The 16,524-nt window shown below is 70.8% G+C and carries 18 protein-coding genes and 1 pseudogene; 8 read left to right on the top strand and 11 right to left on the bottom strand.

Features of this window, described 5'->3' with window-relative positions:
- A complete protein-coding gene (gene pyk / locus ACZ4VT_RS07755; RefSeq protein ID WP_467947574.1) occupies positions 1–1,434 on the top strand; it encodes a pyruvate kinase in 1,434 nt (477 codons plus the stop codon).
- A 136-nt stretch (positions 1,435–1,570) separates the two neighbouring features.
- Here pyk and ACZ4VT_RS07750 read toward each other — a convergent pair whose 3' ends face one another.
- The 4 genes from ACZ4VT_RS07750 to ACZ4VT_RS07735 all read right to left on the bottom strand — a co-directional run bounded on the left by ACZ4VT_RS07750 (position 1,571) and on the right by ACZ4VT_RS07735 (position 5,761).
- Entirely contained in the window at positions 1,571–2,848 is a 1,278-nt protein-coding gene (locus tag ACZ4VT_RS07750; RefSeq protein WP_467947572.1) for a hypothetical protein, read from the bottom strand.
- Positions 2,838–3,416 (bottom strand): DUF6114 domain-containing protein, encoded by a 579-nt coding sequence (locus ACZ4VT_RS07745; protein WP_467947570.1) that lies wholly within the window; start codon positions 3,414–3,416, stop codon positions 2,838–2,840. Before ACZ4VT_RS07745 ends, ACZ4VT_RS07750 begins: the two co-directional genes overlap by 11 nt.
- Positions 3,417–3,525: 109 nt before the next feature.
- A complete protein-coding gene (locus ACZ4VT_RS07740) occupies positions 3,526–4,173 on the bottom strand; it encodes a DUF6230 family protein (protein ID WP_467947569.1) in 648 nt (215 codons plus the stop codon).
- 583 nt (positions 4,174–4,756) lie between these two features.
- Positions 4,757–5,761, bottom strand: a complete 1,005-nt coding sequence (locus tag ACZ4VT_RS07735; RefSeq protein ID WP_467947567.1) for a tetratricopeptide repeat protein — start codon at positions 5,759–5,761, stop codon at positions 4,757–4,759.
- 271 nt (positions 5,762–6,032) lie between these two features.
- Here ACZ4VT_RS07735 and ACZ4VT_RS07730 point away from each other — a divergent pair, with 271 nt between their 5' ends.
- Entirely contained in the window at positions 6,033–6,653 is a 621-nt protein-coding gene (locus ACZ4VT_RS07730; RefSeq protein WP_467947565.1) for a TetR/AcrR family transcriptional regulator, read from the top strand.
- A 141-nt stretch (positions 6,654–6,794) separates the two neighbouring features.
- Here ACZ4VT_RS07730 and ACZ4VT_RS07725 read toward each other — a convergent pair whose 3' ends face one another.
- From ACZ4VT_RS07725 to ACZ4VT_RS07710, 4 genes and pseudogenes are all read right to left on the bottom strand, one after another.
- A complete protein-coding gene (locus ACZ4VT_RS07725) occupies positions 6,795–8,495 on the bottom strand; it encodes an acyl-CoA mutase large subunit family protein (protein ID WP_362800951.1) in 1,701 nt (566 codons plus the stop codon).
- A gap of 87 nt (positions 8,496–8,582) precedes the next feature.
- On the bottom strand, positions 8,583–8,912 hold the full coding sequence (locus ACZ4VT_RS07720) for a DUF3817 domain-containing protein (protein ID WP_467947562.1): 330 nt from the start codon (positions 8,910–8,912) through the stop codon (positions 8,583–8,585).
- Positions 8,913–8,987: 75 nt separating this feature from the next.
- The gene (locus tag ACZ4VT_RS07715; RefSeq protein WP_467947561.1) at positions 8,988–9,497 is read right to left on the bottom strand and encodes a MarR family winged helix-turn-helix transcriptional regulator; all 510 of its coding nucleotides are present in this window, start codon (positions 9,495–9,497) and stop codon (positions 8,988–8,990) included.
- A 10-nt stretch (positions 9,498–9,507) separates the two neighbouring features.
- Positions 9,508–9,764, bottom strand: a pseudogene (locus ACZ4VT_RS07710) (MFS transporter); the annotation flags it as partial.
- A gap of 188 nt (positions 9,765–9,952) precedes the next feature.
- Between ACZ4VT_RS07710 and ACZ4VT_RS07705 the strand changes: the two are divergent.
- Complete coding sequence (locus ACZ4VT_RS07705; protein ID WP_467947559.1) at positions 9,953–10,972, top strand: glycoside hydrolase family 6 protein; 1,020 nt, start codon at positions 9,953–9,955, stop codon at positions 10,970–10,972.
- A gap of 185 nt (positions 10,973–11,157) precedes the next feature.
- Here the strand turns inward: ACZ4VT_RS07705 and ACZ4VT_RS07700 are convergent, their stop codons facing one another.
- Positions 11,158–11,454, bottom strand: a complete 297-nt coding sequence (locus tag ACZ4VT_RS07700; RefSeq protein WP_467947557.1) for an MTH1187 family thiamine-binding protein — start codon at positions 11,452–11,454, stop codon at positions 11,158–11,160.
- Entirely contained in the window at positions 11,451–11,795 is a 345-nt protein-coding gene (locus ACZ4VT_RS07695) for a DUF3817 domain-containing protein (protein WP_362800935.1), read from the bottom strand. The genes ACZ4VT_RS07700 and ACZ4VT_RS07695 overlap by 4 nt, the downstream gene beginning before the upstream one ends.
- A gap of 188 nt (positions 11,796–11,983) precedes the next feature.
- Between ACZ4VT_RS07695 and ACZ4VT_RS07690 the strand changes: the two genes are divergently transcribed.
- From ACZ4VT_RS07690 to ACZ4VT_RS07670, 5 genes are all read left to right on the top strand, one after another.
- Entirely contained in the window at positions 11,984–12,622 is a 639-nt protein-coding gene (locus tag ACZ4VT_RS07690) for an AIM24 family protein (protein WP_030720822.1), read from the top strand.
- Complete coding sequence (locus tag ACZ4VT_RS07685; protein ID WP_467947556.1) at positions 12,622–13,272, top strand: AIM24 family protein; 651 nt, start codon at positions 12,622–12,624, stop codon at positions 13,270–13,272. Before ACZ4VT_RS07690 ends, ACZ4VT_RS07685 begins: the two co-directional genes overlap by 1 nt.
- An 11-nt stretch (positions 13,273–13,283) precedes the next feature.
- Positions 13,284–14,087 carry an AIM24 family protein gene (locus ACZ4VT_RS07680; RefSeq protein WP_467947832.1) on the top strand — a complete coding sequence of 268 codons (804 nt, stop codon included), beginning with the start codon at positions 13,284–13,286 and terminating at the stop codon, positions 14,085–14,087.
- Positions 14,088–14,151: 64 nt separating this feature from the next.
- Positions 14,152–14,628 carry a MarR family winged helix-turn-helix transcriptional regulator gene (locus ACZ4VT_RS07675; RefSeq protein ID WP_030660375.1) on the top strand — a complete coding sequence of 159 codons (477 nt, stop codon included), beginning with the start codon at positions 14,152–14,154 and terminating at the stop codon, positions 14,626–14,628.
- A 118-nt stretch (positions 14,629–14,746) separates the two neighbouring features.
- Positions 14,747–15,313 carry a PepSY domain-containing protein gene (locus ACZ4VT_RS07670; protein WP_467947554.1) on the top strand — a complete coding sequence of 189 codons (567 nt, stop codon included), beginning with the start codon at positions 14,747–14,749 and terminating at the stop codon, positions 15,311–15,313.
- A 106-nt stretch (positions 15,314–15,419) separates the two neighbouring features.
- On the opposite strand, the gene meaB is transcribed toward ACZ4VT_RS07670, so the two are convergent.
- The gene (gene meaB / locus ACZ4VT_RS07665; RefSeq protein ID WP_467947552.1) at positions 15,420–16,382 is read right to left on the bottom strand and encodes a methylmalonyl Co-A mutase-associated GTPase MeaB; all 963 of its coding nucleotides are present in this window, start codon (positions 16,380–16,382) and stop codon (positions 15,420–15,422) included.
- Positions 16,383–16,524: the final 142 nt, after the last annotated feature.

The raw sequence follows: 16,524 nt of genomic DNA, 5'->3' as shown, positions 1-16,524 counted from the left end.
ATGCGCCGTTCCAAAATCGTCTGCACGCTGGGCCCCGCCGTCGACTCGTATGAGCAGCTGAAAGCGCTCATCGAGGCAGGTATGAACGTGGCCCGATTCAACTTCAGCCACGGATCCCAGGCAGAACACCAGGAGCGGTACGACCGCGTCCGGCAGGTGTCCGAGGACACCGGGCGCGCCGTCGGCGTCCTCGCCGACCTCCAGGGCCCGAAGATCCGTCTGGAGACCTTCGCCGAGGGTCCCGTCGAGCTGGTGCGCGGTGACGAGTTCACCATCACCACCGAGGACGTCCCGGGCGACAAGTCCATCTGCGGCACCACCTACAAGGGCCTCCCGGGCGACGTCTCCCAGGGCGACCAGATCCTGATCAACGACGGCAACGTCGAGCTCCGGGTGACCGAGGTCGAGGGCCCCCGGGTCCGGACCATCGTCATCGAGGGCGGTGTCATCTCGGACCACAAGGGCATCAACCTGCCGGGTACCGCCGTGAACGTCCCCGCCCTGTCGGAGAAGGACGTCGACGACCTCCGCTTCGCCCTGCGGATGGGCTGCGACATGGTCGCCCTGTCCTTCGTCCGCGACGCCAACGACGTCAAGGACGTCCACAAGGTCATGGACGAGGAGGGCCGCCGCGTCCCCGTCATCGCCAAGGTGGAGAAGCCGCAGGCCGTCGAGAACATGGCGGCCGTGGTCGACGCCTTCGACGCGGTCATGGTGGCCCGTGGTGACCTGGCCGTCGAGTACCCGCTCGAGAAGGTCCCGATGGTCCAGAAGCGGCTCATCGAGATGTGCCGCCGCAACGCCAAGCCGGTGATCGTCGCGACCCAGATGATGGAGTCGATGATCACCAACTCCCGCCCGACCCGCGCCGAGGCCTCCGACGTCGCCAACGCGATCCTCGACGGCGCGGACGCGGTCATGCTGTCCGCCGAGTCCTCGGTGGGCGCCTACCCGATCGAGACCGTCAAGACGATGTCGAAGATCGTCACGGCGGCCGAGGAGGAGCTCCTCTCCAAGGGCCTCCAGCCGCTGGTCCCGGGCAAGAAGCCCCGTACCCAGGGCGGCTCCGTCGCCCGCGCGGCCTGCGAGATCGCCGAGTTCCTCGACGGCAAGGCGCTCATCGCCTTCACCCAGTCCGGGGACACCGCCCGCCGCCTGTCGCGCTACCGCTCCACGCAGCCGATCCTGGCCTTCACCACGGACGTGAACACCCGCAACCAGCTCTCGCTGAGCTGGGGCGTCGAGTCGTACGTCGTCCCGCACGTGGACAACACCGACGCGATGGTCGACCTGGTGGACGGCGAGCTGCTCAAGCTCGGCCGCTACAACGAGGGCGACACCGTGGTCATCACCGCCGGCTCGCCCCCCGGCGTCCCGGGCACGACCAACATGGTCCGGGTCCACCACCTGGGTGGCGACGCCGGCCGCGACTGACGTCGCCGCACCGCCTGAAGCCTGAACTCTGCCGCACAGAGACCGAGGGCGGCACCGCGGATCCGATCGGGATCCGGGGTGCCGCCCTCGGTGTGTTTCCGGGTGACCGTGTTCCGGTGACCGCCGCCGTACGGGACTACTCCGGCGGGCCGATGTAGTTCTTCAGCCCCGGGACGGTCAGGGTGCCGCCGAACTGGCCGGCCTGGACGACCTTGACGTCCGTGAAGAACGCGAAGGGGACGTTCAGGGGCGGCGGGCTGTTCGGGGTGAACTCGATCGGGATCAGTCCGAAGAGGTTCCCCTTGAGGCTCTCGGTGTACATCGTCACCGTGCCGCCGCGGATCTTGGACGTGGAGCCCGGACGGGACTTCAGGTGGGCGACCTTCCCTTCCTTGCCCACCGTCTGGTACAGGTCCTTGATGTCCAGCGAGTCCGCGGTGAACTTCAGGACCTTCTTGATCTTGCCGCTGCCGGTCTTCACCTCGACGATGCCGTGGTAGTCCAGGCCGTAGAGGGTCAGCAGCGAGCTGTCGAGGTACCAGGGCTGGTCCGGCAGGAGCGGGATGCCCTGCTCCAGCTCGGCGTCCGCCAGCGCCTTGGCGTCGTAGGTCGGGCAGGGGAAGGGTTCCTTCCCGTCCGGGTCCTTCGACTCCTCGGGCTTGGCCTCGTCCTCGTCCTCTCCCTTGTCCTTGTTCTCGCGCTCGCCCGCCTTGCCCGTCTCGTCCTTCGGGGTCTTGGCGGTGTCCTTGACCTCGTCGGACAGCTCCGAGACGTCGACGCCCGCCTGCTTCGCCGCGTCCCGGATCGCGTCCGCGGCCGGGTCGGGGGTCGGCTTGGCGGTCGTGGAGGGCGTGGGAGTGGGCGTCGGGGTCGCCTTCGGCAGACCGTCCTTGAGGGGTCGGCCGAGCTCGTCGACGAGGCCCTTGAGCGCGTCGCCGACGCCCAGCGGGTCCAGCGGGTTCGTGCTCTTGGTCGGCGTCGGGGTCGCGGCCGGGGCCGTCTCCTGCTTCGCCGGGGGCGGGGTCGCCGACGGCGAGGCACTCGTCTTCGGCTTCGGCTTCGCGGCCGCCGAAGCGGACGGCGAGGGCGTCGCGCTGGGCGAGGTGCTCGGCGAAGGCGTCGTCGACGGGGTGGGGGACGGCGACTTCGACCCGGACTCCGCGGGTTCGTCGGACCGCGTGACGCACGGGCCGGGCGCGAAGGGGATCTCCTTGTCGTCGGCCACGGCCAGCTTCGGCGCCATGCCCATCCCGACGAACACGGCCGTCGGCATCGCCGCGAGCGCCATCGTCTTGCCGACGGGTATCTGGATCTTGTTCAGCAGCGACTTCCTGGGCGCCGCGTGGCGCGGCCCCTTGGTCTCACGGGACTCTGCGCCTGGGGCCACGCCCCGCTGCGTCTCGTCACCCCGCACTGTTCCTCCCGCCATCGGCGTGGGCAGTCGTCTCGCTCGCGTGTGCCGTACCCGTCTCGCGGGGTCCCGGAATGCCGTGGATGCCCGCCGGCGCCTCCGTCTTGCCCAGGTCCACGGCGGCCGCGGCCGGCTGCTGACCGGCCGGCTCCTCGTCCGCCGACTGGCCCGGGGCCCACGACAGCGCGAGCGCGCCGCCGAGCAGGGAGAGGATGAATCCCGCCCCGAAGCCGCCGAGGTTGGAGACCGGCAGGGACACCAGGGCCAGCAGGATCGCGGCCACGCCGGCGAAGACGCGGATGGTCTGCTGGAACCAGAGGGCGAGGCCCAGCGTGATCAGCAGTACACCGATGATCAGTGCGCCCGCGCCACCGGTGGTGGCCATCGCGAGGCTGACGTTGCCCAGCCGGAGGTCCGCGTACGGGAAGTACGCGATCGGGAAGCCACCGAGAAGCGTGAACAGCCCGGCCCAGAAGGGACGGCGACCGCTCCAGGCATGGAAGTGGTAGTACACCACGGTGAGCCAGGCGTCGTCTTCTGAGCGAACGTAAACCGGGGCCTGGGGGTTCATGGACAACAGCTCCCTGGAAACGGTGGTACGGAGAAATCTGTGGAGCCCGCAAGTACGGGCGGCGACGGCAGCCGTCGCCGCCCGGCCTTGCGGTCACGCGTCAGGACGGTCAGTCCCGGACGTCCTTGTCCTGGTAGCACGGCTGGTCGCCGCCCAGCAGGCGCAGCTTCAGGTTGGGCAGCTTGAAGGTGCCCGCCGTGGTCGCCCACGCCTTCTGCTTGACGTTCGTCAGGATGGCCCGGTCTGCGCGCTGCGAGAACGCGTACGGGCTGGCGACCGTGCCGGCCTGCGGCTTGGTCTTGTGGCTCGGGTCGCCGACCGCGACACCGATGTCCAGGTTGGTGAACTCGGCGTCGGTGTCGAGCTCGGCCACATCCAGGTAGATGTTGGTCGCCTCGGCCGGGGTGCCCTTGTGACCGGTCTTCAGCTGGAGCGTGATGTTGCCCAGCGGAGTCGGGGTGACCAGGGACTGGCACATGTTGGTGATCTTGGCGTTGCTGAACCCGGAGATGGTGACCGGGTGGTGCTGCGGGTTGCCCTTGAGGTCGTGACCCTCGGCGATACCGCCGTACTGAATGAGGTCCTGACCGTCGAGCTTGTCGGCCGAGACCTTGAAGTCCTGGCCGGAGACGCTGAACGACGCCGCGAGGGCACCCTGCGCCAGACCCACACCGACCGCGGCCGTGGCCGCGATGCTCGGCACCATGACGAGCGCGAAGCGCTTCCATCTGGTCCCGCCACGAACCTGAGAACTCATTTCGTTCCTCCTTCTCGGACGTACATCTCCGGTCCGGGCCGTGCCCGTCCTGGGATGGGAGAAGTGCTACGTCCTCGGGAAGGAGCGCAGGCGGCCGGGCCGCGACTGTGCCACGTCCGAAACACCGGCGATCACCCCCGAGCGACAACCACTGGGCCACGCGTTCGCGCAACCTGGAGGACAGGCCCCGCCGGTGTGGCAGAGACCCCCCTGTCCCACGGCCGGTGCCACTGCCACAGGCCGGCTCGGTGGGGACCCTTCACCGCGGCTCCGAGTGAGCGGCTCTGCGGGAAGGACCGAGCGTCGCCGATCGTGGTCCATTCCCGGCCGGGGCACAAGGGGGTTCGTTACTGGCGGGTAACGGCCAGATAACCTGAGTGCGACCTGTCGCGGGCGGGCAGCAACACAGGGTGTTACCCAGGGCCACGACAGAACGGTGGAATGGCGAACACTCCGGACAGTTCACGGGGTTCGATTTACTGCGAGTAACAGCGGCCGCGATTACCAAGTTTTGGTAAAGCGCGGCCGCTGTTTATCTAGGTGTCAACAAATCGTCGGCCGCCCGGAGCGGGCCGGATCGGGCCTAGAAGAGCACCCGCGCCAGCGCCGTACGCGCCGCGGACACCCGCGGATCGTCGGCGCCGATGACCTCGAACAGCTCCAGCAGCCGCAGCCGTACGGCGTCCCGGTCCTCACCGAACGTGACGCGCACGGTGTCCACCAGGCGGCCGAACGCGTCCTCCACGTGACCGCCGACCAGGTCGAGGTCGGCCGCGGCGATCTGGGCCGCCGGGTCCTTCGGGTTCGCGGCCGCCGCGGCACGCACCGCCTGCGGGTTCATGTGCTGGACGCGGGCGAGGAGCTCGGCCTGGGCCAGGCCCAGCTTGGCCTCGGTGTTGGCCGGGTCGTCCGCGAGCACGTTCTTGTACGCCTGCACCGCGCCGCCCAGGTCACCGGCGTCCAGCGCGGCGACGGCCGCCTCCAGCAGGGCGTCGTGCGGGCCGGCCGGGGCCTCGGCCTCGTCGGCGGTGGCCGGAGCGGCACCTTCCGCGTTCGGGTCCACCTCGATGCCGATGATCCCGAAGCGCTCCTCGGCCACCTGCACCAGCTGGGCGAGGGTGTCGCGGATCTGCTGCTCGGGGACCACGCCCTGGAAGAGCGGCAGCACCTGACCGGCGACCACGGCGAAGACGGCCGGGATGCCCTGGATCTGGAACTGCTGCATCAGCATCTGGTTGGCGTCGACATCGACCTTGGCCAGCACGAGGCGGCCGTTCGCCTCGACGGTCAGACGCTCCAGCAGCGGGCTGAGCTGCTTGCACGGCTCGCACCACTCGGCCCAGAAGTCCAGGACGACCGGAACCTCGGCGGAGAGCTGGAGTACATCGCGTTCGAAGCCGGCCTCGTCTACGTCGATGACGAGCGCGGACGGCGGCACCGCGCCGGCGGACGGGCCCGCCCCGCCACCCTGGCCGGCCTGGCGTGCCGCTTCGGCGCGGGCCTGCTCGGCCTTGGCCTTGGCCTCGCCGGCCGCCTTCACCGCGGCGAGGTCGACGACGCCGCTCATGGACATGTTTCTGGGCTGCATGCGTACATCCTCCCCCGTGTGCGCGCGCCGACGAAAAAGATCGCCTGAATTGGCCGTACCGGCCGTCCGTCGCGATGCTGGTACTGGCCGTGATGCTGGTCGTGGTGCGATCGGCGCCGGGTCCCCACCTGGCGCCTGTAGCCTTCGCGTGGTTGTCGCTCTTACGCTACGAGCCGTAGCGTAACTCTCCCGGCGGCCGTCCGGGTCCCTTCGCGGCCCGTGATCTGAACCACAGCGGCCGCCTCGGCTACCGGCGGGTATGGTCTCGGCCATGCGCAACCCCAGCCCTGGCCGCACCGGTCGTCCCCGCAGCGCCGCAGCGGACGCCGCCATCCTCGGCGCGACCCGGGACGCACTGGTGGAGCTGGGCTGGTCGAAGCTGACGATGGGCGACGTATCGGCCCGCGCGGGGGTCGCCAAGACCACCCTCTACCGGCGCTGGGCGGGCAAGAACGAGCTGGTCGTGGACGCGGTGGCGGAGCTCTTCGACGCGCTCGAACTCCCGGACCGGGGATCCCTCGAAGCCGACATCGAGAACGTCGTCCTGCAGTTCGCGGCGCTGCTGCGGCGCCCGGAGGCCCGTACGGCCCTGATGGCGGTCGTCGCCGAGTCCACTCGGGACGAGGCCCTGCGCGACCGGATCCGGTCGGCGATCGTGGACCGGCAGAAACGTCTCGTCGTACTGGGCCGCGAACGGGCCCAGGCCCGCGGCGAACTCCCGTACGAGGAGGACGAGTCCCTCGCGGGCCGCACCACGGACCTGATCTTCGACGTGATCGCGGGCACGGTGGTGCACCGCGCCCTGGTGAGCTCCGAGCCGGTGGACGAACTCTGGGTGGCCACCTTCACCGCCCTCCTGATGCACGGCCTCCGCGGCCCCGCCGCGGCCTGAGCAGCGAAGCGGCCGGCCGCGGCGCCCGTACGGGGTACCTCGGCCGGCCGTTTCACACCGTGCGGGACGGGCCGGCCGGGTGGTCTCTTTAGGATCTTGCCGTTTGAGCCCGCGGGCCGGGTGAGATCCGAAAGAGACGGCCTAGAAGCCCGGCGGCTCGGTGTAGGTGCCCCACTCGTCGCGCAGGACGTTGCAGATCTCGCCCAGCGTGGCCTCGGCGCGCACGGCGTCCAGCATGGCCGGGATCATGTTCGACCCGTCCCGGGCGGCGTCGAGCATCGCCTTCAGGGAGGCGGTGACCTTGGCGTCGTCGCGCCGGGCCTTGCGCGCCGTCAGCTCCCGCACCTGGACGGTCTCCACCTCGTGGCTGACCCGGAGGATCTCCAGGTCCCCGGTGACCGACCCGTGGTGGACGTTGACGCCGACGACCCGCTTGTCGCCCTTCTCCAGCGACCGCTGGTACTGGAAGGCCGACTCGGCGATCTCCCCGGTGAACCAGCCGTCCTCGATGCCGCGCAGGATGCCCGAGGTGATCGGCCCGATCGGGTGCTGCCCGTCCGGGTGGGCGCGCAGGCCGCGCTCCTTGATCTGCTCGAAGATCTTCTCGGCGTCGGCCTCGATGCGGTCGGTGAGCTGCTCCACGAACCAGGAACCGCCCAGCGGGTCCGCCACGTTGGCGACGCCGGTCTCCTCCATCAGCACCTGCTGGGTGCGCAGGGCGATCTCGGCCGCCTGCTCGCTCGGCAGGGCGAGGGTCTCGTCGAGGGCGTTGGTGTGCAGGGAGTTGGTGCCGCCGAGGACGGCCGCGAGGGCCTCCACGGCGGTGCGCACGACGTTGTTGTACGGCTGCTGCGCGGTCAGGGAGACGCCGGCGGTCTGGGTGTGGAACCGCAGCCACATCGACTTCTCGCTCTTCGCCCCGTAGACCTCCTTCATCCAGCGCGCCCAGATGCGGCGGGCGGCGCGGAACTTGGCGATCTCCTCGAAGAAGTCGAGGTGCGCGTCGAAGAAGAAGGAGAGGCCGGGCGCGAAGGCGTCCACGTCCATGCCGCGGGAGAGGCCGAGCTCCACGTACCCGAAACCGTCGGCGAGGGTGTAGGCGAGCTCCTGCGCGGCCGTGGCCCCGGCCTCGCGGATGTGGTAGCCCGAGACGGACAGCGGCTTGTAGGCCGGGATGCCCTTCGTGCAGTACTCCATGAGGTCGCCGATGAGGCGCAGGTGCGGCTCGGGTTCGAAGAGCCACTCCTTCTGGGCGATGTACTCCTTGAAGATGTCGGTCTGGAGCGTGCCGTTGAGCACGGCGGGGTCCACGCCCTGCCGCTCGGCGGCGACCAGGTACATGCAGAAGGCGGGCACGGCGGGGCCCGAGATCGTCATCGAGGTCGTGACGTCACCCAGCGGGATGTCCTTGAACAGGATCTCCATGTCGGAGGCGGAGTCGATGGCGACCCCGCAGTGCCCGACCTCGCCCAGCGAGCGGGGGTCGTCGGAGTCGCGCCCCATGAGGGTCGGCATGTCGAAGGCCACGGAGAGCCCGCCGCCGCCGGCGGCCAGGATCATCTTGTAGCGCTCGTTGGTCTGCTCGGCGTTGCCGAACCCGGCGAACTGCCGGATGGTCCAGGTCCGCCCGCGGTAGCCGGTGGCGTGGAGCCCCCGGGTGTACGGGTACTCCCCCGGCCACCCGATGCGCTCGAACCCCTCGTACGCGTCCCCGGGCCGGGGCCCGTAGACGGGGTCGACGTCATCTCCGGAGAGCGTCGTGAAATCGGCCTCGCGCTTGCGGGCCTTGTCGTACCGGGCCTGCCAGCGACGGCGGCCCTCCTCGATGGCGTCAGCGTCCATACCCATGAATTTACTAGGACGTCCTAGTAAATGTCGATGGGAAACCCCCGGGGACTCGCCCCGGGGGTGGGTGACGCTCGCCTCGTATCAGGCCTTGGCGGTCGCCAGCGAGTCGCTGACCAGCGGTTCCACCTCGGCGCGGATCGTGCGCTCGACGAAGAAGGCGGCCAGCGGAATCGTGCCCGACACGAGCACCCAGAGCAGCTTGCCGAAGGACCACTTGGCCTTGGAGCCCAGGTCGAAGGCGAAGACCAGGTAGATCATGAAGAGGACGCCGTGGGCCTGCGAGACCGCGAAGGTCAGGCCGGCGCCGGTGTCGAAGCCGTACTTCGCCACCATGCAGGCACAGAGGATCAGGAGCATGACCGCGGTCACGTAGGCCATGACGCGGTAGCGGGTCAGCACGCTTCGTTTCATGCGGACGAGCCTAACCGTCCGTTTTGCTCGATCTTGACGCGGCCCCGGTGATCGCGGGACGGCCCGGGATCCGCCTCAGGACTCCTCGAAGTCCGCGGCGGCCACCCGCAGCGGGCGCAGCAGCGCGAAGATCTCCGCGCACTCCTCGGCGTCGTAGGCGCCGAGGCCGAAATCGACCGCCATCAGGTCCTTCGTGGCCGCCTCGACCACCTCGCGGCCCTTCTCCGTGATGGAGGCGAGGGTGCCGCGACCGTCGTTCGGGTTGGGCCGCTTGTCGACCAGCCCGGACCTCACCAGCCGGTCCACGGTGTTCGTCACCGAGGTCGGGTGGACCATCAGACGCTCGCCGATCTTCGACATCGGCAGCTCCCCGGCCTTGGAGAAGGTGAGCAGCACCAGGGCCTCGTACCGGGCGAAGGTCAGCCCGTACGGCTTGACCACCGCGTCGACCTCGCCGAGCAGGATCTGGTGCGCCCGCATGATCGAGGTGATCGCGGCCATCGAGGGCACGGGCCCCCAGCGCTGCTGCCAGAGCTCGTCGGCGCGGGCGATGGGGTCGAAGGGAAGGCTGAGCGGCTTGGGCACGTCTGCGACCCTACCGGGAGGTCACTTCGCGGCGGGGGCCGTCTCATCCTTCAGTCCCCCCTCCTGCCGGGCGGCGGCCCGGAGTTCGGCGAGGAGCAGCAGGACGACGGCCGTGCCGAGGATCCCGGATCCGGTGACGACCGCGTGCACGGGCAGGAATTCGGCGGCGAGACCGGCCAGGGCCATGCCCACTCCCTGGAGGGTCATCAGGCCGGTGCTGAGCAGGGTCATCGCCCGCCCGCGCAGTTCCTCGGGCACCGCGTCGACGTGGGCTCCCTGCACGCGGCGGGTCTGCTCATCTCCGCCCGCCACGGCCACCAGGTGCTCTACGAGCGCACCCCGCTGGCCATCGCCCTCGCGAGCGGCGACCCCGCGGTGTCGTAAGGCGGCGGCAACTGACCGTTATGTCACGATATCCCGGTCCGCTGCCCGCCCCTTCGCCCCGAGGAAGCCGGATGCCCTCCGCCGCCACCAGACGCCGCCTCCACTCCGTCCTCGGCCTCCTCCTGCTGCTCGCCACCGCACCCGCCTGCTCCGACGGGCCCGCGCCCGCGCCCGGTCCTCCCGCGACCCCCTCGCCCGGCGCGCCCGCCGCCGAGTCCCCGTACTGGGTGGACCCGGGGAGCAAGGCCGCCCGGCAGGTCGCCGCCTGGGAGGCGGCCGGCCGCAACAGCGACGCCCAGGTGCTGCGCAGGATCGCGGACCGGCCGGCGGCCCTGTGGGGGCCCGGCGGTGCCCCGGGGCCCGAGATCCGCCGGGCCGGGGCGGGAGCCCGGGCCGCCGGGCGGACCCTGCTGCTCGCCGCGCACAACATCCCGTACCGCGACTGCGGCGGGCCGCGTCCCGGCGGCGCCGCGAACGCCCGGGCGTACCGCGACTGGATCGGCGCCTTCGCCGACGGCATCGGGACCACCAGGGCCGTCGTCATCCTGGAGCCGGGCGCCCTCGCGCACACCGTCGACGGCTGCACCCCGGCCGCACACCACGCGGAGCGCTACCGCTTGCTCTCCGAGGCCGTCGCCCGGCTCAAGCGGAACCCGCACACCAAGGTCTATCTGGACGCGGGCGATCCGGCCTCGGTCAAGAACCCGGCGGACCTCGTGACGCCCCTGTCGAAGGCGGGCCTGGAGCACGCGGACGGCTTCGCCGTCAACGTCTCCGGCTTCCAGCCCGACGCGGCCGCCCGGGCGTACGGCGCCGTCATCTCCGAGCGGACCGGGAACAGACACTTCGTCATCGACACCGGCCGCAACGGCGACGGCCCGCCACCGGGCGACCGCGCACAGGCCCGGTGCAACCCGCCGGGCCGCGCCCTCGGCACCCCGCCGACCGACCGCACGGCCGACCCGCTCGTCGACGCGTACCTGTGGATCAAGCCCCCGGGCGAGTCCGACGGCCCCTGCCACGGCGGCCCCCCGGCCGGCACCTGGTGGCCCCCCTACGCCCTGGGCCTGGCCCGCCGGGCCACGCAATAGCAGACCCGGCCCCGTCGGCGTTCGAGGCGCACCCATGCAGCCCCGCCGGCGTTCGAGGCGCGGGGGCTGGGGCGGAGCCCCAGGAAGCCAGGGCGCAGCCCGGGGCCCCACCACCGGCCCGCACACACGAAGGCGCCCCCGGCCACACAGGCCAGGGGCGCATCACAGACCAGCGGCCGGGCGCCTCAGGCCCCGGCCAGGTGCCGCTCCACCGTCTCCACCTTCGACGTGATCCCGTCGCTCACGCCCGGCCGGATGTCGGCCTTGAGGATGAACGAGACCCGCGGCGCCCGCTCCTCGACCGCGGCCACCGCGCGCCGGACCACGTCCATGACTTCCTGCCACTCACCCTCGATCGTCGTGAACATGGCGTCCGTACGGTTCGGCAGCCCCGACTCGCGGACCACCCGGACCGCGTCGGCGACGTACTCGCCGACCTCTTCACCGACCCCCAGCGGGGTCACCGAGAACGCGACGATCACGCTTCCGCCACCTGTCGCGCCCGGGCCGCCATCACGCTGTCGGCCTCTTCCCGCTTGAGCAGCTTGTCGCCGTACAGCCCGCCGAAGGGCACCAGCGAGAGGACGAAGAACAGCAGGACCCGCTTCACCGGCCACTTCGCCTTGGTCCAGACGTCGATCAGCAGGACCAGGTAGGCGAGGAAGAGGATCCCGTGGATGGCGCCGAGCGGCATCATCAGGTAGTCGATGTCCGAGATCCGGCTCAGCAGGGAACCGAAGATCAGCAGGGCCGGGAACGACAGCGCCTCCGGAACGGAGATGAGTCGCAGACGGTGCAGGGCGGAGGCGGTCTTGATGTCCACGTTCAACCTTCGGGGTGGAGGCCTGGGTCGGATCCAGTGTCTCAGCCGCTTTGCGGGATCTTGACCCGGCCCCTCCCCTCCGCGGCAGGTCCGGATCGCCCCGGCATCGCCCCCCATACCGACCAGGTGTGGCATATATCGGCCACGGGGCTCTGTTCGGGTTCGCCCGCTGCCGATAACGTCTTCCCGTGGCTCAGTTCCGACTCCAAGGCAGCAAGGTGCTCGCCGTCGACCTGACCGGGGATGCCGTGAAAGCGAAGAACGGCTCCATGGTCGCGTACGACGGGCAGATGGCCTTCAAGAAGATGACCGGCGGTGGCGAAGGCCTCCGCGGCATGGTGACCCGCCGGCTGACCGGCGAACAGATGACGGTGATGGAGGTACAGGGGCACGGCACCTGCTTCTTCGCCGACCGCGCCAGCGAGATCAATCTGGTCGATCTGCGCGGCGAGAAGCTCTACGTCGAGTCCAGCAACCTGCTGTGCACCGACGCCGGTCTGCGCACCGGCACCACCTTCACCGGCCTGCGCGGAGCGACGACGGGCAACGGTCTCTTCACCACGACCGTCGAGGGCTCCGGCCAGGCGGCCATCATGTCCGACGGTCCGGCGGTGGTGCTGCGCGTGAGCGCCCAGTACCCGCTCTCCGTCGACCCGGGGGCGTACATCGCGCACACCGGCAACCTCCAGCAGTCCTTCCAGTCCGGTGTGAACTTCCGCACGCTGATCGGCGAGGGCTCCGGCGAGGCGTTCCAGATCCGGTTCGAGGGCGAGGGCCTGGTGTACGTGCAGCCCAGCGAGCGCAACACCGTCGGGGGCGACATCTGATGCCGTTCCGCGAGATCAACTCAAAGATGGTCGAGGCGCAGGTCGTGCCGGGCCAGAAGATGTTCAGCCAGCGCGGCGCCATGCTCGCGTACCGCGGCGAGGTCTCCTTCACCCCGAGCCTGACGGGTGGTCAGGGCGGGGTCATGGGCATGATCGGGCGCCGGGTGGCGAACGAGCAGACCCCGCTGATGACGGTCGAGGGCAGCGGCACCGTGATGTTCGGCCACGGCGGCCACCACATCCAGGTGATCAGCCTGACCGGCGAGACCCTCTACGTCGAGGCCGACCGGCTGCTCGCCTTCGACGGCACCCTGCAACAGGGCACGATGTTCATGGGCTCCCACGGCGGTGTCATGGGCATGGTCCGCGGCCAGGTGACCGGCCAGGGCCTGTTCACCACCACCCTCAAGGGCCACGGCTCGGTCGCCGTGATGGCCCACGGCGGGGTCATCGAGCTCCCCATCACCCCGCAGCGCCCGATCCACGTGGACCCGCAGGCGTACGTCGCCCACCACGGCGACGTGCGCAACAAGCTCTCCACCGCGCTCGGCTGGCGGGACATGGTGGGCCGCGGCTCGGGCGAGGCGTTCCAGCTGGAGCTGTCCGGCCAGGGCGCGGTGTACGTACAGGCCTCCGAGGAGAAGCTGTGAACTTTGGCCCTGTGACCGGCGGACCCGGTGGCCCGACGGTCTTCGACCCGTACACGCTGCCCTCCGACGACAACGTGAACGCGTACACCTTCTGCGTGGAGCTCAAGGGGAGCCAGTGGTTCCTGCAGAAGGGCAAGATGATCTCGTACTACGGGCACATCGAGTTCAACGGCATCGGCAACGGGCGCTTCGACCGCCTGCTGCGGACCAGCTTCCACTCCCCGCTGCACGCGAGCGACTGGGTGGTCGCCGAGGGCTCGGGCAAGATGCTGCTGGCCGACCGGGCCTTCGACGTGAACTCGTACGACCTGGACAACGGCAACCTGACGATCCGGTCGGGCAACCTGCTCGCCTACCAGCCATCCCTCGCCCTGAAGCAGTCGATCGTCCCGGGCTTCCTGACGCTGATCGGAACCGGGAAGTTCGTGGCGGCGTCCAACGGCCCGGTGGTGTTCATGGAGCCGCCGCTGCGCGTGGACCCGCAGGCGCTGGTCGGCTGGGCGGACTGCCCCTCGCCGTGCCACCACTACGACCACGGCTACATGTCGGGCGTGCTGGGCGGCCTGCGCTCGCTGACCGGCATCGGGGGCAGCTCGGGCGAGGAGCACCAGTTCGAGTTCGTCGGGGCCGGGACGGTGCTGCTCCAGTCGTCGGAGATGCTGATGGCGGAGCAGGCGGTCGGCGCGGTCGGCGCGGGTGCGGCCACGGGCAACGCGCAGGGCGTCCCGGGAGCCGGCCAGGGCCCGATGGGTCAGCTGGGCGTGCCGCGGATGCCGGGACAGCTGGGTGATCTCCAGCGCCGCTTCGGACTGTGATACCCCGTGCTTCCGATCTTTGTACGTAATTCAACTTTTTAGGTAGAGTTCATTCATGGAGACCATGGAGACCGAGACGGCCACCCGCTGGCTGACCGACGCCGAGCAGTGCGCATGGCGCACCCACCTGGACGTCAGCAGACTGCTGATGCACCAGCTGGAAAAGGATCTCCAGCCCTTCGGACTCACCAACAACGACTACGAGATCCTCGTGAACCTCTCGGAGTCGCAGGACCACAGGATGCGGATGAGCGACCTCGCCACCGCCACCCTGCAGTCCAAGAGCCGACTGTCGCACCAGATCACGCGCATGGAGACGGCGGGCCTCGTGCGCCGGGTGAACTGCGAGTCCGACCGCCGCGGCCTGTACGCGGTGCTCACGGACGAGGGCATGGAGACGATGCGCAAGGTCGCCCCGCACCACGTGGCGTCCGTCCGTCAGCACTTCATCGACCTGCTGCCGCCGGAGGCCCTGGCGGCGCTGCGCGCCTCGCTGACCCCGGTCGCGGAGCACCTGCGCGGCACCCGCGGCAAGGTCTGACCCCCGGGCGCTCGACGCGCCCCGCACGGCGGTCGGCCGGACAATGGGCACTATCCGCCCACTGCCGGCCGCCGCCGAGCAACCGTAAGCGCCATGGCCGGCCTGAGGAGGTCCAGCCATGAAGCGCACCACGTACATCTCTGCCGCCGCGTCCGTCGTCCTGATGGTGGGAGGCCCGGTGGCCGCCGCGACAGCGGCATCCGCCGACACCGCGAGAACCGTCACAGCGGCCGCAGCCGCCGTCCCCAGCGCCGAGACGGCCGAGGAGGCATCGGCGGCGGCCCTGAAGCACTACCCGGGCGTCGTCGAGTCCCTCGACAAGGACGGCACCGTCTGGAACGTCGACGTGATCAGCAAGGACGGCAAGGGCCACGCCGAGCTTGAGGTGGCGGCCGACGGCACGGTCACCGAGGAGAACCTCGACACCGACGAGAACGCCGCCGAGCACAAGGACCTGATCGCCGCCCAGGTCACCGCCGAAGAGGCGATGAAGGCGGCCGTGGCCGCCCACCCCGGACAGGTCTGGTCCGTCGGCTGGGAGAACGACGAGGACGGCGACGCCCACTACTGGGAGGTCGAGGTCAGGTCCTCCGACGGCAAGACCTGGGACGCCCACGTCGACCACGCCACGGGCAAGGTGACCCAGTCCGACTCCGACTCGAACGACAACGACGACAACAACTGACCTGGTTCGGCCCCGCCGGGCACCATCCAGCCCCGCCGGCGTGTGAGGCGCGGGGGCCGGGGCAGCGCCCCGGCAACGGAGCCGCACCCGGCCCCCCGCCTCAGGCTCAGGCCTCGGTCAGCGTAGCCAGCAGCGCATCCGCGGCGGCATAAGGATCCAGCTCGCCCACGGCAACCCTGGCGGCCAGCGCATCCAGATGCGCATCGCCGCGCAGGTCCGCCATCCGCGCCCGCAGGGCCGTCACGGCGATGGTCTCCACCTCCCGGGCGGCCCGCGCCGCGCGCCGCCCGGCCAGCACCCCCCGCTCGTCCATCCACGCCCGGTGCTTCTCCAGCGCCTCGACCAGCTCGTCGATGCCCTGCCCGCGCGCCGCCACCGTCTTGACGATCGGCGGACGCCAGTCCTCCCGGCCCCGCGCCTCGCCCAGCCCCAGCATGTGGTTCAGCTCCCGGGCCGTCGCGTCCGCGCCGTCCCGGTCCGCCTTGTTCACCACGTACACGTCGCCGATCTCCAGGATCCCCGCCTTCGCGGCCTGGATCCCGTCGCCCATCCCGGGGGCCAGCAGCACCACCGAGGTGTCGGCCTGCGAGGCGATCTCCACCTCCGACTGCCCGACCCCCACCGTCTCGACCAGGATCACCTCGCAGCCGGCCGCGTCGAGCACCCGGATCGCCTGCGGGGCGGCCCACGCCAGCCCGCCCAGGTGCCCCCGGGTGGCCATGGAGCGGATGTAGACCCCCGGGTCCGAGGCGTGGTCCGACATCCGCACGCGGTCGCCGAGCAGCGCCCCGCCCGAGAACGGCGAGGACGGGTCGACGGCGAGGACGCCGACCCGCTTCCCGGCCTTGCGGTACGCGGACACCAGCGCCGAGGTAGACGTCGACTTGCCGACGCCGGGGGATCCCGTCAGCCCGACCACGTACGCCCCGCCCGTGAGCGGGGCCAGCGCGGCCATCACCTCCCGCAGCTGCGGGGACGCCCCCTCGACCAGCGAGATCAGCCGGGCCACCGCTCTCGGCCGGCCCTCACGCGCCTGGGCCACCAGCTGGGGGACGTCCACCGCCGTCATACGTGCTGCGCTCCTCGGTTCTCGTACGGGTACGGGTGCGGGTACGGTCGGGGGGGGGGGGGGGGGGGGGGGGGGGGGGGGGGGGGGGGGGGGGGGGGGGGGGGGGGGGGGGGGGGGGGGGGGGGGGGGGGGGGGGGGGGGG

Source organism: Streptomyces sp. NPDC029164, from assembly GCF_055563995.1.
The sequence above is the reverse complement of the archived record's forward strand: the minus strand, read 5'-3'. Positions and strand labels throughout refer to the sequence as shown.

Coding starts and splice junctions, on each gene's coding strand:
- ACZ4VT_RS07740 (WP_467947569.1), bottom strand. CDS start 4,173: ATGAGTTCTCAGGTTCGTGGCGGGACCAGATGGAAGCGCTTCGCGCTC.
- ACZ4VT_RS07670 (WP_467947554.1), top strand. CDS start 14,747: ATGAAGCGCACCACGTACATCTCTGCCGCCGCGTCCGTCGTCCTGATG.
- ACZ4VT_RS07685 (WP_467947556.1), top strand. CDS start 12,622: ATGCCGTTCCGCGAGATCAACTCAAAGATGGTCGAGGCGCAGGTCGTG.
- ACZ4VT_RS07735 (WP_467947567.1), bottom strand. CDS start 5,761: ATGCAGCCCAGAAACATGTCCATGAGCGGCGTCGTCGACCTCGCCGCG.
- meaB (WP_467947552.1), bottom strand. CDS start 16,382: ATGACGGCGGTGGACGTCCCCCAGCTGGTGGCCCAGGCGCGTGAGGGC.
- ACZ4VT_RS07675 (WP_030660375.1), top strand. CDS start 14,152: ATGGAGACCGAGACGGCCACCCGCTGGCTGACCGACGCCGAGCAGTGC.
- ACZ4VT_RS07730 (WP_467947565.1), top strand. CDS start 6,033: ATGCGCAACCCCAGCCCTGGCCGCACCGGTCGTCCCCGCAGCGCCGCA.
- ACZ4VT_RS07745 (WP_467947570.1), bottom strand. CDS start 3,416: ATGAACCCCCAGGCCCCGGTTTACGTTCGCTCAGAAGACGACGCCTGG.
- ACZ4VT_RS07705 (WP_467947559.1), top strand. CDS start 9,953: ATGCCCTCCGCCGCCACCAGACGCCGCCTCCACTCCGTCCTCGGCCTC.
- ACZ4VT_RS07720 (WP_467947562.1), bottom strand. CDS start 8,912: ATGAAACGAAGCGTGCTGACCCGCTACCGCGTCATGGCCTACGTGACC.
- ACZ4VT_RS07725 (WP_362800951.1), bottom strand. CDS start 8,495: ATGGACGCTGACGCCATCGAGGAGGGCCGCCGTCGCTGGCAGGCCCGG.
- pyk (WP_467947574.1), top strand. CDS start 1: ATGCGCCGTTCCAAAATCGTCTGCACGCTGGGCCCCGCCGTCGACTCG.